General features: G+C 34.1%; 18 protein-coding genes. 12 read left to right on the top strand and 6 right to left on the bottom strand.

Annotation, left to right across the window (positions count from 1 at the left end; translation table 11 throughout):
- The 3 genes from ABF281_RS03925 to ABF281_RS03915 all read right to left on the bottom strand — a co-directional run.
- Window positions 1–470: trigger factor family protein (locus ABF281_RS03925; protein WP_347180395.1), on the bottom strand; the 470-nt coding region annotated here is incomplete at its 3' end.
- 96 nt (window positions 471–566) lie between these two features.
- The gene (locus ABF281_RS03920; RefSeq protein ID WP_347180394.1) at window positions 567–1,346 is read right to left on the bottom strand and encodes an alpha/beta fold hydrolase; all 780 of its coding nucleotides are present in this window, start codon (window positions 1,344–1,346) and stop codon (window positions 567–569) included.
- On the bottom strand, window positions 1,346–2,071 hold the full coding sequence (locus ABF281_RS03915) for a pyridoxine 5'-phosphate synthase (RefSeq protein WP_347180393.1): 726 nt from the start codon (window positions 2,069–2,071) through the stop codon (window positions 1,346–1,348). The genes ABF281_RS03920 and ABF281_RS03915 overlap by 1 nt, the downstream gene beginning before the upstream one ends.
- A 73-nt stretch (window positions 2,072–2,144) precedes the next feature.
- Between ABF281_RS03915 and ABF281_RS03910 the strand changes: the two genes are divergently transcribed.
- The 8 genes from ABF281_RS03910 to murI all read left to right on the top strand — a co-directional run bounded on the left by ABF281_RS03910 (window position 2,145) and on the right by murI (window position 9,803).
- Window positions 2,145–2,804 carry a CBS domain-containing protein gene (locus ABF281_RS03910; RefSeq protein ID WP_347180392.1) on the top strand — a complete coding sequence of 220 codons (660 nt, stop codon included), beginning with the start codon at window positions 2,145–2,147 and terminating at the stop codon, window positions 2,802–2,804.
- Window positions 2,805–2,830: 26 nt separating this feature from the next.
- On the top strand, window positions 2,831–3,739 hold the full coding sequence (locus ABF281_RS03905) for an NAD kinase (protein WP_347180391.1): 909 nt from the start codon (window positions 2,831–2,833) through the stop codon (window positions 3,737–3,739).
- A gap of 75 nt (window positions 3,740–3,814) precedes the next feature.
- On the top strand, window positions 3,815–4,396 hold the full coding sequence (locus ABF281_RS03900) for a DUF6089 family protein (RefSeq protein ID WP_347180390.1): 582 nt from the start codon (window positions 3,815–3,817) through the stop codon (window positions 4,394–4,396).
- Window positions 4,397–5,149, top strand: coding sequence for an isoprenyl transferase (locus tag ABF281_RS03895; protein WP_347180389.1), 753 nt, complete (start codon window positions 4,397–4,399; stop codon window positions 5,147–5,149).
- Window positions 5,142–7,700 (top strand): outer membrane protein assembly factor BamA, encoded by a 2,559-nt coding sequence (bamA, locus tag ABF281_RS03890; protein WP_347180388.1) that lies wholly within the window; start codon window positions 5,142–5,144, stop codon window positions 7,698–7,700. The genes ABF281_RS03895 and bamA overlap by 8 nt, the downstream gene beginning before the upstream one ends.
- 9 nt (window positions 7,701–7,709) lie before the next feature.
- Window positions 7,710–8,399: an OmpH family outer membrane protein gene (locus ABF281_RS03885; RefSeq protein ID WP_347180387.1), complete on the top strand. Its 690-nt coding sequence runs from the start codon at window positions 7,710–7,712 to the stop codon at window positions 8,397–8,399.
- An 8-nt stretch (window positions 8,400–8,407) separates the two neighbouring features.
- Window positions 8,408–8,911 (top strand): OmpH family outer membrane protein, encoded by a 504-nt coding sequence (locus ABF281_RS03880; protein ID WP_347180386.1) that lies wholly within the window; start codon window positions 8,408–8,410, stop codon window positions 8,909–8,911.
- Between the two features lie 88 nt (window positions 8,912–8,999).
- Entirely contained in the window at window positions 9,000–9,803 is an 804-nt protein-coding gene (gene murI, locus ABF281_RS03875) for a glutamate racemase (protein ID WP_347180385.1), read from the top strand.
- On the opposite strand, the gene ABF281_RS03870 is transcribed toward murI, so the two are convergent.
- Window positions 9,800–10,312, bottom strand: coding sequence for a gamma carbonic anhydrase family protein (locus ABF281_RS03870; protein ID WP_347180384.1), 513 nt, complete (start codon window positions 10,310–10,312; stop codon window positions 9,800–9,802). The two genes, murI and ABF281_RS03870, sit on opposite strands and share 4 nt — an antisense overlap.
- A gap of 49 nt (window positions 10,313–10,361) precedes the next feature.
- Between ABF281_RS03870 and ABF281_RS03865 the strand changes: the two genes are divergently transcribed.
- The 3 genes from ABF281_RS03865 to ABF281_RS03855 are packed head-to-tail and all read left to right on the top strand — an operon-like array spanning window position 10,362 to window position 12,397.
- Window positions 10,362–10,778, top strand: a complete 417-nt coding sequence (locus tag ABF281_RS03865) for a hydrolase (RefSeq protein WP_347180396.1) — start codon at window positions 10,362–10,364, stop codon at window positions 10,776–10,778.
- 30 nt (window positions 10,779–10,808) lie between these two features.
- Window positions 10,809–11,627, top strand: coding sequence for a type I methionyl aminopeptidase (gene map / locus ABF281_RS03860; protein WP_347180383.1), 819 nt, complete (start codon window positions 10,809–10,811; stop codon window positions 11,625–11,627).
- 2 nt (window positions 11,628–11,629) lie between these two features.
- Window positions 11,630–12,397 (top strand): methyltransferase domain-containing protein, encoded by a 768-nt coding sequence (locus ABF281_RS03855; protein ID WP_347180382.1) that lies wholly within the window; start codon window positions 11,630–11,632, stop codon window positions 12,395–12,397.
- Here ABF281_RS03855 and ABF281_RS03850 read toward each other — a convergent pair.
- A complete protein-coding gene (locus tag ABF281_RS03850; RefSeq protein ID WP_347180381.1) occupies window positions 12,392–13,420 on the bottom strand; it encodes an FAD:protein FMN transferase in 1,029 nt (342 codons plus the stop codon). The two genes, ABF281_RS03855 and ABF281_RS03850, sit on opposite strands and share 6 nt — an antisense overlap.
- A 61-nt stretch (window positions 13,421–13,481) precedes the next feature.
- Here ABF281_RS03850 and ABF281_RS03845 point away from each other — a divergent pair, with 61 nt between their 5' ends.
- Entirely contained in the window at window positions 13,482–14,327 is an 846-nt protein-coding gene (locus tag ABF281_RS03845; RefSeq protein ID WP_347180380.1) for an OmpA family protein, read from the top strand.
- Window positions 14,328–14,670: 343 nt separating this feature from the next.
- Here the strand turns inward: ABF281_RS03845 and ABF281_RS03840 are convergent.
- A partial coding sequence (locus ABF281_RS03840; protein WP_347180379.1) for a hypothetical protein occupies window positions 14,671–15,296 on the bottom strand: 626 nt, incomplete at its 5' end.

Raw genomic sequence — 15,296 nt, 5'->3', positions numbered from 1 at the left:
TCATCCTGTGGGATTACATTTCCAAAGCGATTTTGCAAATTTTCAACTTCTTTATCAATCAACTCATCATTAGCAATAATGTTATATTTTTTAACTTTAGTCTTCGCCAAGTTAACCTTTATATCAGGAGCTAAACCTAATTCAAATTCAAAGGAGAAGTTTTCAGTATCCCAATTGAATTCTCCATCCATTTTTGGCAATGGATTTCCAAGTATGTCTAATTTCTCTTCGGTTAAGTAATTGTTTAGAGATTCTTGCAATAATTTATTTACTTCATCAACCATTACTGATTTTCCATACTGCTTTTTAACCAATCCCATTGGTACTTGACCTTGTCTAAATCCAGGGATATTTGCTTTTTTACGATAATCCTTTAATACCGAAGCCACTCTTTCTTGATAATCCTCAGTTGTAATATCAACTTTAACTACTGCATTTAATGCATCGATATTCTCTTTAGTAATGTTCATTTGACTATTTTATTTAAAATCTCTTAAAAATTGGCTGCAAAAATACGTTTTTTTTGTGAAGTAACAAAAGTCATAATCAATTCATGCTCAATTACTTTAATTATTAACCTCCTGTTTTATGAAGGCGTTCAACCTGTTGAAGAAGTCTATAGGGTTCTCTGCATGTAACCAGTGTCCAGAGTTGGATATGGTTTCTATTTTGGCTCTTTCAAAATGTGCTGAAATTAGGGCTTGATCCTCATCTAGTATATAGTCAGAATTTTGACCCCTCAAGAACAAAACCTCTCCATCATAAGTAGTGTAAGGTGGCAATGCTTTTCCCACTTCAGAATTGTTTTCTGTCAGACTTTGCAAGTTGAACCGAAAATCCATTTCTGTTTTTGTCTTTCTGTATACGTTTTTTAATAAAAATTGTCGAACACCTTCCTCAGGAATACTTTCCTTTAAGATAGCATCCACTTCAGTTCTTAACTTTAACTCGGAAAACCTCACGCTGTTTAACGCATTGATGATTGTTTGATGATGGGGTTCATAATATTTTGGGGCAATATCGACCACAATCAACTTCTCTACTAATTCTGGAAATTCAACGGCAAACAACATTGCTGTTTTCCCTCCCATTGAATGACCCAAAACAATAGCTTTCTGTATTTGTTTTTCCTCAAAATAATATTTCAAATCCTCCACCATCAACTCATAACTGAAGTCTTCCGTGTGAAAACTTCTTCCATGATTGCGCTGATCAACCACATGAACTTCTGAGTCTAAAGCCAATTTAGTTGCGTGTGACTTCCAATTGTCTCCCATACCAAAATACCCGTGAAGAATAACAATTGGAAATCCTGAACCCATAATGTTTGAGTGTAGTAATTCCATTATAATACGTCCTGTAATTTATACAAATACATGTTAACAACATTTTGCAACCCATAATAAAGAGCTTCAGAGATCAAAGCGTGACCTATCGATACCTCGGCAAGCTCGGGTATGTTTTTTGCAAAAAAATTGATGTTTTTTAAACTCAAATCATGACCTGCATTTACGCCCATCCCTAACTGATTTGCTAACTTTGCGGCTTCGGCATATTCAGTAATCACGCCTTTGTTCCCTTTGCCATATTCTAGAGCAAACTTTTCAGTATACAATTCTACTCTATCTGCTCCTGTTGTAGCTGCTGCTTCAATAAGGTTTGGGTTCCCAGTATCAATAAAAATAGAGGTTCTAATACCTGCTTCTTTAAATTCTGTGATGACATCCTTTAAGAAAGATTGGTGTGTAATGGTATCCCAGCCTGCGTCAGAAGTTATATTATCATCCCCATCAGGTACAAGAGTGACTTGCGCAGGAAGTGTATCCAGGACTAATTTTTTGAATTTTGGTATTGGATTTCCCTCAATGTTAAGTTCGGTTGTTACAGTTTCTTTCAAATCGAAAGCGTCTTGATAACGAATATGTCGTTCATCTGGTCTTGGATGAATCGTAATTCCTTGACCCCCAAACGCTTCAATATCTTTGGCCACTTGCACTAAATTAGGAACATCTCCTCCTCTAGAATTTCTCAATGTGGCTATTTTATTTACATTTACACTTAATACCGCCATGTTCTATAATTTTAGGATACAAAAATATTCAAAATAGGACGAATATCTAACAATTTTTATCAAATTGCATTATATGGAACTCTTCAATGAAATCTCACAGAAAAAAATATTTATAACCGCCCAACAGACCATAAATGAAGTTCTTCAAGTTTTTGATACGCTTTTATTTTCTAGTGTTCCAATAGTTAAAAATAAGAAGCTAGTCGCGATGGTCTCTAAAGAAGATTTAAGCCTTATCGAAGACGGCGAACAAAAGATTGCTGACTTAGAATATTTATACAACTTTTACTATGCAAAACAAAAAGACACACTACTTGAAGTAATTTCTTCTTTTGTAACTAACAATACTGATGTTTTACCGATCATCGATGACGAAAACAATTATCTTGGTTTTTTAAACCTTCATGACACCTTAGAATCTTTTGCAGACACTGACTTTTTGAAAGTTGAAGGGAACACATTATTACTACAAAAAAACACTAGTGAATATAGTTTTTCTGAAATTTGTCAAATAACAGAATCTCAAAACAACAGAATATTAGGTTGTTTTGTCTTGCAAAGCAATGAAGAAAAAACTACAATTGTAATAAAAGTGAAATCTAGAAATATAAATGAGCTTATTCAATCTTTTAGAAGATACAGTTACAACATCCTAAGTACCTCTTCAGAAGATTATCTTGTTGAACATTTAAAAAAACACTCTGAATACTTTATTAAATATTTAAACATCTAAATTTGCAACATCATTAAAGTTAAATTATGAAAAAAGTAGCCATTTTTGGACAGGTATATAAATCTTCTCATGAGGTTTATGTATCTACATTGATCGATATTTTAAAGAACGAAAAAATTTGTGTTTTCATAAACAATGACTACAAGGAATCTGTAACAAATAATGGACTCAAATTTTTAGATCATTTAGATACTTACAACGGGGACTCTGGCCTAGACTCTTCATTTAACGCGCTCATCACCTTAGGAGGAGATGGAACCATACTGAGGGCTTTTAATCAGATTAAAGATTTGAATATCCCAGTGCTAGGAATTAACTTAGGGCGATTAGGTTTTTTAGCCACCGTACAAAAAAAAGAAATCAACAAAGCCATTAAAGAGTTTCTCAAGGAAGACTACACCATTGATGAACGTACCATGCTGAAAGTTTCTTACAAAGAAAGTGGATCTGAATTCACCAAACTTGGATATGCCTTAAACGATTTGACGATTACAAAAAAAGACACAAATTCTATGATTGGTGTAGATGCATATCTAAACCATGACTATTTGACTACATACTGGGCAGATGGCGTCATTATTTCAACTCCTACAGGCTCTACAGGATATTCTTTAAGCTGCCAAGGACCAATTATTATGCCGAATACCAATAACTTTTTAATCACTCCTGTAGCACCACACAACTTGAACGCTAGACCTATCGTAATTTCTGATCAAACTGAAATTAAATTAAAGGTTTTAAGAAGAGAAGATCAATTTTTAGCTTCTTTAGATTCTAGGGTAAGTGTTATGGACGTAGAAACAGAAATTATTGTGACTAAAGCGCCACATACGGCTAAAATTATACTCCTTAAAAACCATACGTTTATCAACACGCTTAGAGATAAGTTACTTTGGGGGTATGATTCTAGAAATAAACAGAATAATAGACAATAAAATGATTGCATTATTAGTTATCTCTCTGTGATTTTATATCCATTTAATTATATTTGCCAAGTTTTATTCTTTATTATGCCAAAGTTCTTCTGTGTTCTTGTTTTATTAATTGCTAACATTGGCTTTTCTCAGGTTTACGAAATTGGTATTTCTCACAATCAAGGAAGCCTAGTAGGTGAAAAATACAATGCTTTTCCTATCAACGCTACTGGTGGAAATTGGGGGATAATCGTTAAAAAAAACATGAACCCTAGGATAGCGTATAGATTAGCCGCCAATTCATTAGAAAACAAAGACACAAAACTGACTGAACTCTCTGGTGGAATAGATTTTAATTTCACAGAATATAATCCAATTAGACTGGCTAGTCCTGACAAAGGATCAGCCTATCTTATTTTTGAGTTGACTACACTTTTTTATGACACGGATGAGAAATCTCTGTTTTCAATGGCTCTTCCCCTAGGAGTAGGGTATAAAAAAATACTAGCAAAACATGTAGTTTGTTCTCTAGAAACAAAAGGTAGAATCTCTTTTACAGATGACTTAGATAATATTTCAACAAACAAAAGTACTTTGGATGCTTATTACTATATTGGAGCCTCAATATATTATACTTTTGGCTGGCCAAGAGGCAGTAAAAATCAAATACGATTTTAAATGAGTTTAATTGAAAAAGTAAAACAGGGGAAAGTCCCAAAACATATTGCCATCATCATGGATGGGAACGGCCGTTGGGCAAAGAAAAAAGGTATGGCTAGAATTTTTGGTCACAGAAATGCTTTGACTGCTGTAAGAGAATCTGTTATTGGTGCCTCAGAGATAGGGACCAAAGCCATTTCTTTGTATGCCTTTTCTACAGAAAACTGGAACAGACCTAAAATGGAAATAGATGCATTGATGAGTTTGTTGATCAATTCGTTAAAGAAAGAGCTCCCAGAATTTCAAAAAAACCAAGTAAAAGTAAATGCTATTGGTAGGCTATCAGATTTACCAAAAAAAGCACAGGAAACACTTCGTGATGTAATCAACGCGACCAAAACAAACACTAAAATAACACTGACTTTTTGTTTGAGTTATGGAAGTAGAGAAGAAATCACGTCATGTGTAAAAAAAATTGTCGAAGATGTAAAAAATGGAATCCTAGCGACTGAAGACATCTCAGAAGACAGCATCCAGCAAAACTTGTACACCAATGACCTACCTGACGTAGATTTAATGATTCGTACTAGTGGAGAACAAAGACTAAGCAATTATCTGCTATGGCAGCTTGCATATGCAGAATTATATTTTACTGAAACACTTTGGCCTGATTTTAGAAGAGACGACTTGGTTAAGGCAGTGGATACTTACCAGAATAGAGAAAGAAGGTTTGGAAAAACCAGTGAACAATTAGAAGGCGAACATGAATAAACTATTTAAAAATTACTTTTTTACACTTATCATTCTGATCACAAATATTTTGTGTGCTCAAGAAGAGAATACGGTAAATACTACTCCACCCTTTTCTGACTCAGATAAGCCTGATCTATCTGTCTCAAAGAACTACCTACTTGGAGGAATAACCACTTCAGGAACGAATGCTTTTTCAGAAGCTTCTATCATATCCTATTCAGGATTGAAAACAGGACAACCAATAAAAATTCCTGGAGACAAATTAACAAGTGCGATAAAAAAACTATACCAGTCAGATAAATTTAGTGATGTAGAAGTATTTGTCACTAAAATGGAAGGAAATACCATCTACTTAGAAATTGCCATCAAAGAATTACCTCAACTAAACGAGGTAAATTTTATAGGAGTTAGTAAAAGCAAAGCCAAAACTTTCAAAAAAGATACTGGACTCACAAAAGGAAAAATGCTGACAGAAAACCTGATAACTTCTACAAAAAATTACATCCGACAATTTTATGTAGACAAAGGTTACTTAAAAACCAAAGTAAATATTTCTTCAGAAGAAAACCCAACAAATGCAAATCAAAAAGACATTACTGTTTTTATTGACAAAGGAGAATTGATCAAGATAAAAAAAATCAATGTCAATGGAAATTTAAAATTTAGTGACAAAGAAGTTAGAAAATCTTTAAAGGATACTAAAATAAAATTTTGGGGAAGATTCTGGAAAAGATCAAAATTCGTAGAAGAAAATTTTAAAGAAGACAAGAAAAACTTAATTGACAAATACCGTCGTGAAGGGTTTCGTGATGCAAGAGTTGTGGCAGATAGCATCACTTGGAACGAGGACAACAAGACCGTTGATTTAAATTTAAAAATTGAAGAAGGAAAAAAATATTTCTACAAAGAGATTAAGTTTTTAGGGAATAAAACATATAAGAGTGAGAGCCTTCAAAGAATGTTGCGAATTGAAAAAGGTGATGTCTACGATTCTAAAACATTGGAAGAAAGAGTTAACGGAGATGGGTCTCCAGACTCTGATGACATCACAACCTTTTACCAAAACAGAGGATATTTATTTTCACAAATTAATCTTGTGGAGACTCAAGTAGAAAACGACTCTATCACGGTCGAAATTAGGATTAATGAAGACGACCCTGCGACTATAAGCCACGTTTCCGTTACTGGAAATGACAAAACAAATGATCATGTTATTTTTAGAGAATTACGTACCAAACCCGGAGATTTGTACGCAAAAGATAACATCATCAGATCGATAAGAGAGTTAGGTCAAATGGGGTTTTTTGATGCTGAAGCAATTACACCAGATTTGAAACCTAATTTTGTTGATAAGACAGTTAGCATAGATTACAGTCTTGCAGAAAAAGGATCTAGTCAGATTGAGCTACAAGGAGGATACGGTGGAGGATCTTTTATCGGTACTCTGGGCTTATCCTTTAATAATTTCTCTTTGCGTAACCTACTCAAAAAAGAAGAATACAAACCTTTACCGCTAGGGGATGGACAACAATTGTCTTTACGATTACAAACAAGTAGATTTTCTACAACCAACAGCTTGTCTTTTACAGAGCCTTGGCTAGGAGGTAAAAAACCAAGATCTTTGAGTCTATCTGTTTATAACACTAAACAATTTGGATTTGGTACTTCGTATTATGATGTTGATAAAAGCCAACGATTAGTAATCTTAGGTGCTTCTTTAGGAATAGGAGAACGATTGAGGTGGCCCGATGATTATTTTTCTATTTCAAACTCGATTAGCTACAGGAAATATACAGTGAATAACTTTAACTTTGGTAGTGCACTACAGTTCGAGGATGGCTCTGGGGTTTCTAACAACTTATCGTACAATGTAACATTAAAACGTAATTCCGCTGGACCTAGCCTAATTTTCCCAACCTATGGATCCACATTTTCTTTGGAAGGTAAATTCACTCCTCCCTTTTCTCTATTTTCAGACAAAAAATATGAGACCAATGATGACCGATTTAAATGGCTAGAATACTATAAAATCAATTTAAAAGCCAAGTGGTACACCGCGTTAGTAGATAAGTTCGTTTTAATGACAAACGTGCAATTTGGATACCTAGGAAATTACAATGAAAAATTAGGGGAAATTCCTTTTGAAAGATATTTTGTAGGTGGAGACGGACTAAACACAAATAGCTTTGATGGACGAGAAGTGATTGGACTCAGGGGTTATACTAATAGTTCGCTATCTAACTTTGGTGGAACCACTACTTACTCTTCAGAATTTTTAGGAGCAACTGTTTATGATAAATTCTCTATGGAGATACGTTATCCAATCAGTTTAAACCCCTCCGCATCTATTTATGCTCTAGGGTTTTTAGAAGCAGGAAATGCTTACAGTAGTTTTAGCAATTTCAATCCTTTTGATATTAAAAAATCAGCTGGTTTAGGAATTCGTATATTTATGCCAGCCTTCGGACTGCTAGGAATTGACTTCGGTCACGGATTTGATAATATCCCTGGTACAACCGGTGAAAAATCTGGTTGGCAGACGCACTTCATTATAGGACAACAATTTTAAAAAAATGGCATGATTATTTCTACCTACATAAACAAGTTCTTTAAAACAACCCTTTTCACTTTATTATGTTTTGGGATGCCCGTAAACGCACAACAACAGTTGCAAAAGATAGGTTTTGTTGACATTGAATACGTCTTAAACAAAATACCTTCTTATGCTGGAGCGCAGGCAAAGTTAAACACCGAAACAACTACGTGGAAAAAAAACTTGGATAAAATGTATCTCAAGCTAAACACGATGAAGGAGGAGTTTCTTAATGAAAAACCATTGCTGACTGAGGATTTAGTAAAAGAAAGAGAAATAGAAATAAAAAATTACGAAGAAGAAATTATTAAAGTAGAAAACACTTATTTTGGTACCGAGGGTAAATTATTTGATCTGAGAAAAAAATTAGTCACTCCTTATCAAGATTTGGTTTTTAACGCAGTACAAACCATTGCAAAAATCCGAAAATATGATATGATTTTTGAAAAATCCTCGTCAATAGTAATGCTTTATACCAATAATAATTACGATATTAGCGAACTTGTATTAAAATACATTCAAAAATCTAAAAAAGAAATAGAACAGGAAGAAGCTGCTATTAAAAGAGAAATTGCAAAAAAAGCAAGAGAAAAAAGAATAGCTGATCAAAGAAAAAAACGAGAAGAAGACAGAATCAAAAGAGAAAACGAACGAAAAAAACGAAACAATAAATAAATAAAACGATGAAACAAGTAAGAACTACATTTTTAATTGCTGTAATGGCTCTAGGATTTACACAATTTACTCAAGCACAAAAAATTGCTCACATTAATTTAGACGAAGTAGTCGCATCTATGCCCGAAGCAAAAACTATGCAGACTGATATGGAAAAGTTAGGAAAAACTTACGAGTCTGAAATTAAATCTGCATCTGCTGCCTTAAAAGCAAAGTATGACAAGTACACTGCAGAAGAAAAATCCAAAACTCCAGAAGAAAACCAACAAAGAGCTATGGAAGTTCAACAGGAACAAAGTAAAATAGCGCAATTACAGCAAGCAGCTCAACAAGAACTACAAAATAAGCAAAACCAAATGTTAGAGCCTATTGTAAAAAAAGCTCAAGATGCTATAAATGCTTATGCTAAAGAAAAAGGAATTCAATACATTCTGGATGCTAGAACACTTATTTATGCTGAAGGAGAAGATATTTCTGCAGCTGTTAAAACAAAATTAGGAATCACCCAATAATCATATTACCTACTAAAAAATAAAAACGCTATTATATTAATATAATAGCGTTTTTATTTTGATCTTGTTTTTTCGTAATTTGACAATCATGCACTTATTAAAAAACTTTAAAGAAAACCCTATTGGATTTTTTGACTCTGGGGTAGGTGGTACCTCTATCTGGAAAGAAGTCATCAATAGACTACCGTTTGAAGACACCATTTACTTAGCAGATAGTAGAAACGCGCCTTACGGAAACAAAAACAAACAGGAGATTATAGATATTTGTGTTAAAAACACAGAAATCCTGATAAAAAATGGGGCAAAGATAATTGTAGTTGCCTGTAATACTGCAACTACAAATGCAATTGACATCTTAAGGAATACTTATGATATTCCTTTTATTGGTATAGAACCTGCTATTAAACCTGCAGCTTTAGCAACACAAACAAAGGCTGTTGGGATTTTAGCGACTAAAGGCACTCTTAGTAGCGAGTTATTTCATAAGACTACGCATCAATTTGCCTCAAACATTAACATCATAGAACAGGAAGGAACTGGCTTGGTCCCATTAATTGAAAACAACATGATAGATTCCTATAAAATGGAGACGCTTTTGAAACGCTATCTCAAACCAATGACACACCGTAGAATAGATTATCTAGTGCTAGGATGCTCCCACTATCCTTATTTAATTCCAAAGATTAAAGAAATCATTGGAGACGATGTTGTTATTATAGATTCTGGATTTGCTGTCGCCAAACAAACTGAAAAAATACTCTCTGAGTACAATTTACTTAACAACAAAAACGAATCTGGTAAACATTATTTGATGAGCAATAGCAATATTGAAACACTTAAAAACCTGGTTATAGATGTCAAAAATAAAACAATCGAACAACACTATTTTTAGTCTTTATACCAGCTTGAATACTTCAAATAAGCATCAGCGATTCTGTTGACTTCTCCTTTCAACAATTCTTCACTGACCTCTTTTATTTTTTTGGCAGGAGTTCCAGCGTAAACACTTCCTGAAGCAACAACAGTCCCCTTGGTCACAACAGCTCCTGCAGCAATAATACAATTAGACTCTAAAATACAGTCATCCATCACAATCGCGCCCATTCCGATAAGCACGTGGTCCTGAATTGTGCAACCATGGACAATAGCATTATGACCCACAGAAACAGAATTGCCAATAGTAGTTGGAGATTTTTTATAGGTAGCATGTACGACCGCACCATCTTGAATATTAACTTTATTACCCATCGTGATCGCGTGTACATCTCCTCTAACAACTGCATTATACCAAATACTACAATCATTGCCCATAGAAACCTCACCGATGACAACGCTGTTCTCCGCAAGAAAACAATTTTGACCAAATTTGGGCTTTTTTCCATTTAATTCTTTGATAATCATCTTTTAAAATTTTAATCAAAAGTAATATAATTGTAATATTGCAAAAAAGATTATCGTGTCAATTCCAAATCATCAAAAAATAATAGCTGTTGACTTTGATGGTACCATCGTAAAAGATGAGTACCCAAAAATTGGTACCCCACAACTGTTTGCCTTTGAAACCCTTAAAAAACTTGAGGAGAAAGGATACCGACTTATCCTTTGGACTCTAAGAGAGGGTAAAAAACTAAATGAGGCTGTTCTTTTCTGCAAAAAAAATGGAATAACCTTTTATGCTGTGAATAAAAACTATCCTGAAGAAATAATAGACCATCTTTCCATTCGTAAAATTCACGCAGATATTTTTATCGATGATCGTAACGTAGGGGGATTTATCGGATGGGGAAAAATTCATCAATTGATACTTGATGAGGAAATTAAAACGAAGCAAAACAAAAAGAAAGGATTTTTAGGTTTATTCGATTAAAAAACACCTTTATACGCCATAAAATATACTATGATTACCATTAAAACCCAAGAAGAGATTGAACTAATGCGTGAGAGTGCACTCATTGTTTCTAAAACTCTAGGAATGCTTGCCAAGGAAGTAAAACCAGGAATATCGACACTTGAGTTAGATAAAATGGCTGAAACTTTTATTAGAGATCATGGAGCCGAGCCTGGATTTTTAGGATTATATGATTTTCCAAACACCCTATGTATGAGTCCAAACGAGCAAGTAGTCCACGGAATACCAAACAAAACAGCTTTGGTAAATGGTGATATTATATCTATTGACTGTGGTGCTTTAAAAAATGGTTTTTATGGAGATCATGCCTATACTTTTGAAGTAGGTGAAGTAAGTTATGAAATTAAACAATTATTGGCGATAACCAAACAAAGTTTGTATGTAGGTATCGAACAATTAAAGGCTGGGAATAGAGTTGGTGATGTGGGATATGCAATCCAAAAATACACTGAAGATCATGGCTACGGAGTTGTCAGAGAATTGGTGGGGCATGGATTGGGTAGAGAAATGCATGAAGATCCTCAAATGCCAAATTATGGTAAGCGCGGTAGAGGAAAAAAATTTGTAAATGGTATGGTCGTTGCCATTGAACCCATGACTAATATGGGATCCAAAGATATTATTCAATTAAACGATGGGTGGTCTATCTTAACCAAAGACGGTAAACCTTCAGCTCATTTTGAACATGATATTGCTATTGTAGAGGGTAAACCTGAAATATTATCTACTTTTAAATATATAAATGATGCTCTAGGTATCGAGACAAATATCGAGGATCAATACAGGAATAAGCCTTACGGAGCATAGTTATGGGGTTATTCAAAGTTCTTTTAAATACCATTCCCAGACCCTTGCTCATCAAAGTTAGTTCTCTTGTAAAACCAATACTAGCCATCTATTATAAAGGAAATAAGTACACAGACCCTATTGATGGAAAGTCGTATCGTAAATTCCTTCCTTATGGCTATGAAATCCAACGAAAAAATGTGTTAGGGCCTAGTACGCTTTCCTTAGAAAGACACCGTTTGTTGTGGTTGTATCTAAAAAAGAACTCTGACTTTTTTAATACTCCAAAAAAACTACTGCACGTAGCTCCTGAACAATGTTTCTATCGATTGTTCAAGAAACAAGAAAATTTGGATTATACGACTACTGACCTGTTTTCTCCATTGGCTGATGTCAAAGCAAATATTTGCGATCTCCCTTTTGAAAACGACTCTTATGATGTTGTCTTTTGTAATCATGTGTTAGAACACATCATAGAAGATAGAAAAGCGATGTCTGAGTTGTTCAGAGTTTTGAAACCTGGTGGTTGGGGGGTTTTTCAGATTCCCCAAGATATCAATAGGCTCAATACTTATGAAAATAGTACCATTAAAACTCCTAAAGAACGTAGAAAACATTTTGGTCAATACGATCATGTTAGAGTCTACGGAATAGATTATTTTGATAGATTGAGAGCTTCTGGTTTCTCCGTTGAATTATTTAAAGTCGTTGATCAATTTTCTGAGGCGGAAATCAAAAAATACGCATTGATGAAAAATGAAATTCTCCCTATTTGTAAAAAGCCTTTATAAAGTTTCCACAAACTTTAAATTAGGAGTCGCATCTGTCTTAATTTCATCCTGGTCCAAATAAATAAAATAGACCTTCATTTCTTTATGATTGTCTGCCAACTTTCTAGCTTTTTTATACCCCATAGCCATGAAAGCAGTAGCATAAGCATCTATTTCTCCACAACTAAGTGAAGAAATAATAGAAACACTCAATAAATCAGTTTTCGCAGGAATCCCCCTTTTAGGATTGAAAGTGTGCGCAATCTTTTCACCTGTTACGGAATCTATTCTATATTTTCTGTAATTCCCCGAAGTCGCAATGGATTCATGTTCAAGGCGTACAACTTTCTGTAAGCTTCTTGATCCATCAAAATTTGGCTCCTCGATACCAATCGACCAAAATTGATTTCTTTTATTCTTCCCTTTAGCCCTAATCTCACCGCCTATTTCAACCAAATAATCCTTAACCCCTTTTTGCTCCAAGAACAGTGCAACAAGATCAACTCCGTAACCTTTTGCAACTGCGTTAAAATCGAAAACAACATCAGGGTTCTTTTTAACCACAGTACGTTCGTCAAGAACCACCTTATCAAAACCTACATACTGCATCAAACTATCAACCTCTTGATTGGTCAAAATTTTACTTGACTCCTGATATCCAAAGCCCCAAGCATTTACCATTTTACCAACTGTTGGATCAAAATACCCATCTGTACTTTCGTATACTTTTTTGGAAAGTTTAAAAACAGCTATAAAATTATCATCCACCATTAACTCTGATGAATCCTTATTTAGTTGACTAATTAAAGAGTTAGGATGGTAAGTTGATAATGAATTGTTCATTTGGTCAAACAACAACGTTATGGCTTGATTATAGTTGTTCTCCGATGCATCGGCATACTGTATTTGAAATGTTGTGCCAAAAACATTTCCCTGCAATCTATAATAATTTACCTCTTTTTTAGAGCAAGATGTCATTAAACAAACAATTAAGACAACAAAAAGCATGGATTTAGTTAAATCCCTAAAAATTGTTTGTTTCATATGGGTTGAAATTTGTTTTAAAGTTTATATATTTGTGTAAAAATAATACATTTTATAGACCATGAAAAAAGTTTTGATATTAATCGCATCAGTTTCTTTTGTAGCTACTTCTTGTGTATCTAAAAAGAAATATACTGATTTACAAACTGAATTAGGTAACAAACTATCTGCTACCGAAAAAACTCTAGCAAACTCTAAAATTGATTTAGGAGTTTCAGAAAACAAAGTAGCAACTTTAGAGGACAAAATTGCGTTTTTGGAAAAAGGAAACGAGCAGTCTCTTACAAATGTTGACAACTTAATTGCAATCTCTAAGTCTGCAACTGAAAATATGAGATCTACATTATCTCAATTGGCAAAAAAAGATGAGTACATTAAGTACGTTCAAGAAGCAAACTCTAAAAAAGACTCTATCAATTTAGCCGTTGCTTTCAACTTGAAAAAAATATTGCCAAACGGTTTAAACGACGAAGATATTTCTGTTAACATTGAAGGAACTAAAGTATTCATTTCAATTGCAGATAAATTATTGTTTAATTCTGGTTCTTACAAAATTTCAAAGAGAGCAGGAGCTATCCTAAATAAAGTTGGAGTTGTCGTAAACGAATACCCAAACATGGATGTAATGGTTGAAGGACACACAGATAACAAGTCTTTTGTTAACGGTTCTCCTATAAAAGACAACTGGGATTTATCTGTAAAACGTGCTGCTGCTGTAGTTCGTGAGTTACAATCTAAATATGATGTTTTACCATCTAGATTAATTGCTGCTGGTAGATCTGAATATTCTCCTATTGCAGACAACGATACTGATGCAAATAGATCTAAAAACAGAAGAACAAAAATAATCATCATGCCTAAGTTAGATGAGTTTTTTGAGCTGCTAGATGACGCTAACGTTGAATAGCCATTGTCGCTAAAAAAAAACCCTCTACTATTTAAGTAGAGGGTTTTTTTTGGCTCATATTTACAACCCTTTTTAGTAACTATGTCATTCAAATCTTCATGCACCTAGAAGGTTTAACGCTGACATATTTGTATACCATAGTCTAGCCACCATACTTTATAAATAGGACTTTAGCATCACTAAAAACATGAGTAGCCAAAAACATCAAGTGCTGTTTTAAGTGACGAAAACTAGAAAAGTGCCTTTCTATACTTTGTAAAAATACCCTATTCGCCAAGAACTCATAAACAAAAAGACCAGTGAGTATATACCCACTGGTCTTTTATTATTTTTAATCACCAGCTTAAAACTTAAGACTAACACCTACATAAGGTCTCAATTGGTTAACGGCCATGAATGAACCATCTTCTTTTTCGGCAAATGTCCACTGGTAATCTACTCCTGCCTCCATAAACCTATTGATACGATAGGTAACTAATAAGTTGGCTAATGAACGCTGATCGAACTTAAATGCGTCACTTAGATCGCTTAACTGGGCTTTGACATAACTACCTCTTGCAGTGAAATTTGCAATTTCCTTAGTCTGTAAATTAACTCCAACTATGGCGCCTCTATCGCTCTCCTCTAAAGCATCAGGCAACAATAGTTCTCCTTCAATTTTAACCAAACTTAAAATCTCACTTCCTAACTTTCCATATATACCCTTGGATTTTTCAGCACCTATAAGTTCTTTTAATCTTGCGTCTTTATTAATTTCATAGGCAAAATTGAAGAATTGAGGAATATAGTTATCTCCGTACCATTGTCTTTCTATTCTTGCGTTCAAATGGAATACGTTAGCTATGAAGCTAAAATTAGCTTCTATACCCGTTGCAGATCCAGTCCCTGTTCCATAGGAACCGTCTTGGTATATCGCTGGATTCTGATTTACATATTCTTCCAAAGCATCATTCTTATTCAAGGTCGCTA

The organism is Wenyingzhuangia sp., assembly GCF_039768515.1.
In the GTDB taxonomy this organism is placed as follows: Bacteria; Bacteroidota; Bacteroidia; order Flavobacteriales; family Flavobacteriaceae; genus Wenyingzhuangia.
This window is presented reverse-complemented; position numbering and strand designations above follow the sequence as displayed.

Coding starts and splice junctions, on each gene's coding strand:
- ABF281_RS03920 (WP_347180394.1), bottom strand. CDS start 1,346: ATGGAATTACTACACTCAAACATTATGGGTTCAGGATTTCCAATTGTT.
- ABF281_RS03915 (WP_347180393.1), bottom strand. CDS start 2,071: ATGGCGGTATTAAGTGTAAATGTAAATAAAATAGCCACATTGAGAAAT.
- ABF281_RS03910 (WP_347180392.1), top strand. CDS start 2,145: ATGGAACTCTTCAATGAAATCTCACAGAAAAAAATATTTATAACCGCC.
- ABF281_RS03905 (WP_347180391.1), top strand. CDS start 2,831: ATGAAAAAAGTAGCCATTTTTGGACAGGTATATAAATCTTCTCATGAG.
- ABF281_RS03900 (WP_347180390.1), top strand. CDS start 3,815: ATGCCAAAGTTCTTCTGTGTTCTTGTTTTATTAATTGCTAACATTGGC.
- ABF281_RS03895 (WP_347180389.1), top strand. CDS start 4,397: ATGAGTTTAATTGAAAAAGTAAAACAGGGGAAAGTCCCAAAACATATT.
- bamA (WP_347180388.1), top strand. CDS start 5,142: ATGAATAAACTATTTAAAAATTACTTTTTTACACTTATCATTCTGATC.
- ABF281_RS03885 (WP_347180387.1), top strand. CDS start 7,710: ATGATTATTTCTACCTACATAAACAAGTTCTTTAAAACAACCCTTTTC.
- ABF281_RS03880 (WP_347180386.1), top strand. CDS start 8,408: ATGAAACAAGTAAGAACTACATTTTTAATTGCTGTAATGGCTCTAGGA.
- murI (WP_347180385.1), top strand. CDS start 9,000: ATGCACTTATTAAAAAACTTTAAAGAAAACCCTATTGGATTTTTTGAC.
- ABF281_RS03870 (WP_347180384.1), bottom strand. CDS start 10,312: ATGATTATCAAAGAATTAAATGGAAAAAAGCCCAAATTTGGTCAAAAT.
- map (WP_347180383.1), top strand. CDS start 10,809: ATGATTACCATTAAAACCCAAGAAGAGATTGAACTAATGCGTGAGAGT.
- ABF281_RS03855 (WP_347180382.1), top strand. CDS start 11,630: ATGGGGTTATTCAAAGTTCTTTTAAATACCATTCCCAGACCCTTGCTC.
- ABF281_RS03850 (WP_347180381.1), bottom strand. CDS start 13,420: ATGAAACAAACAATTTTTAGGGATTTAACTAAATCCATGCTTTTTGTT.
- ABF281_RS03845 (WP_347180380.1), top strand. CDS start 13,482: ATGAAAAAAGTTTTGATATTAATCGCATCAGTTTCTTTTGTAGCTACT.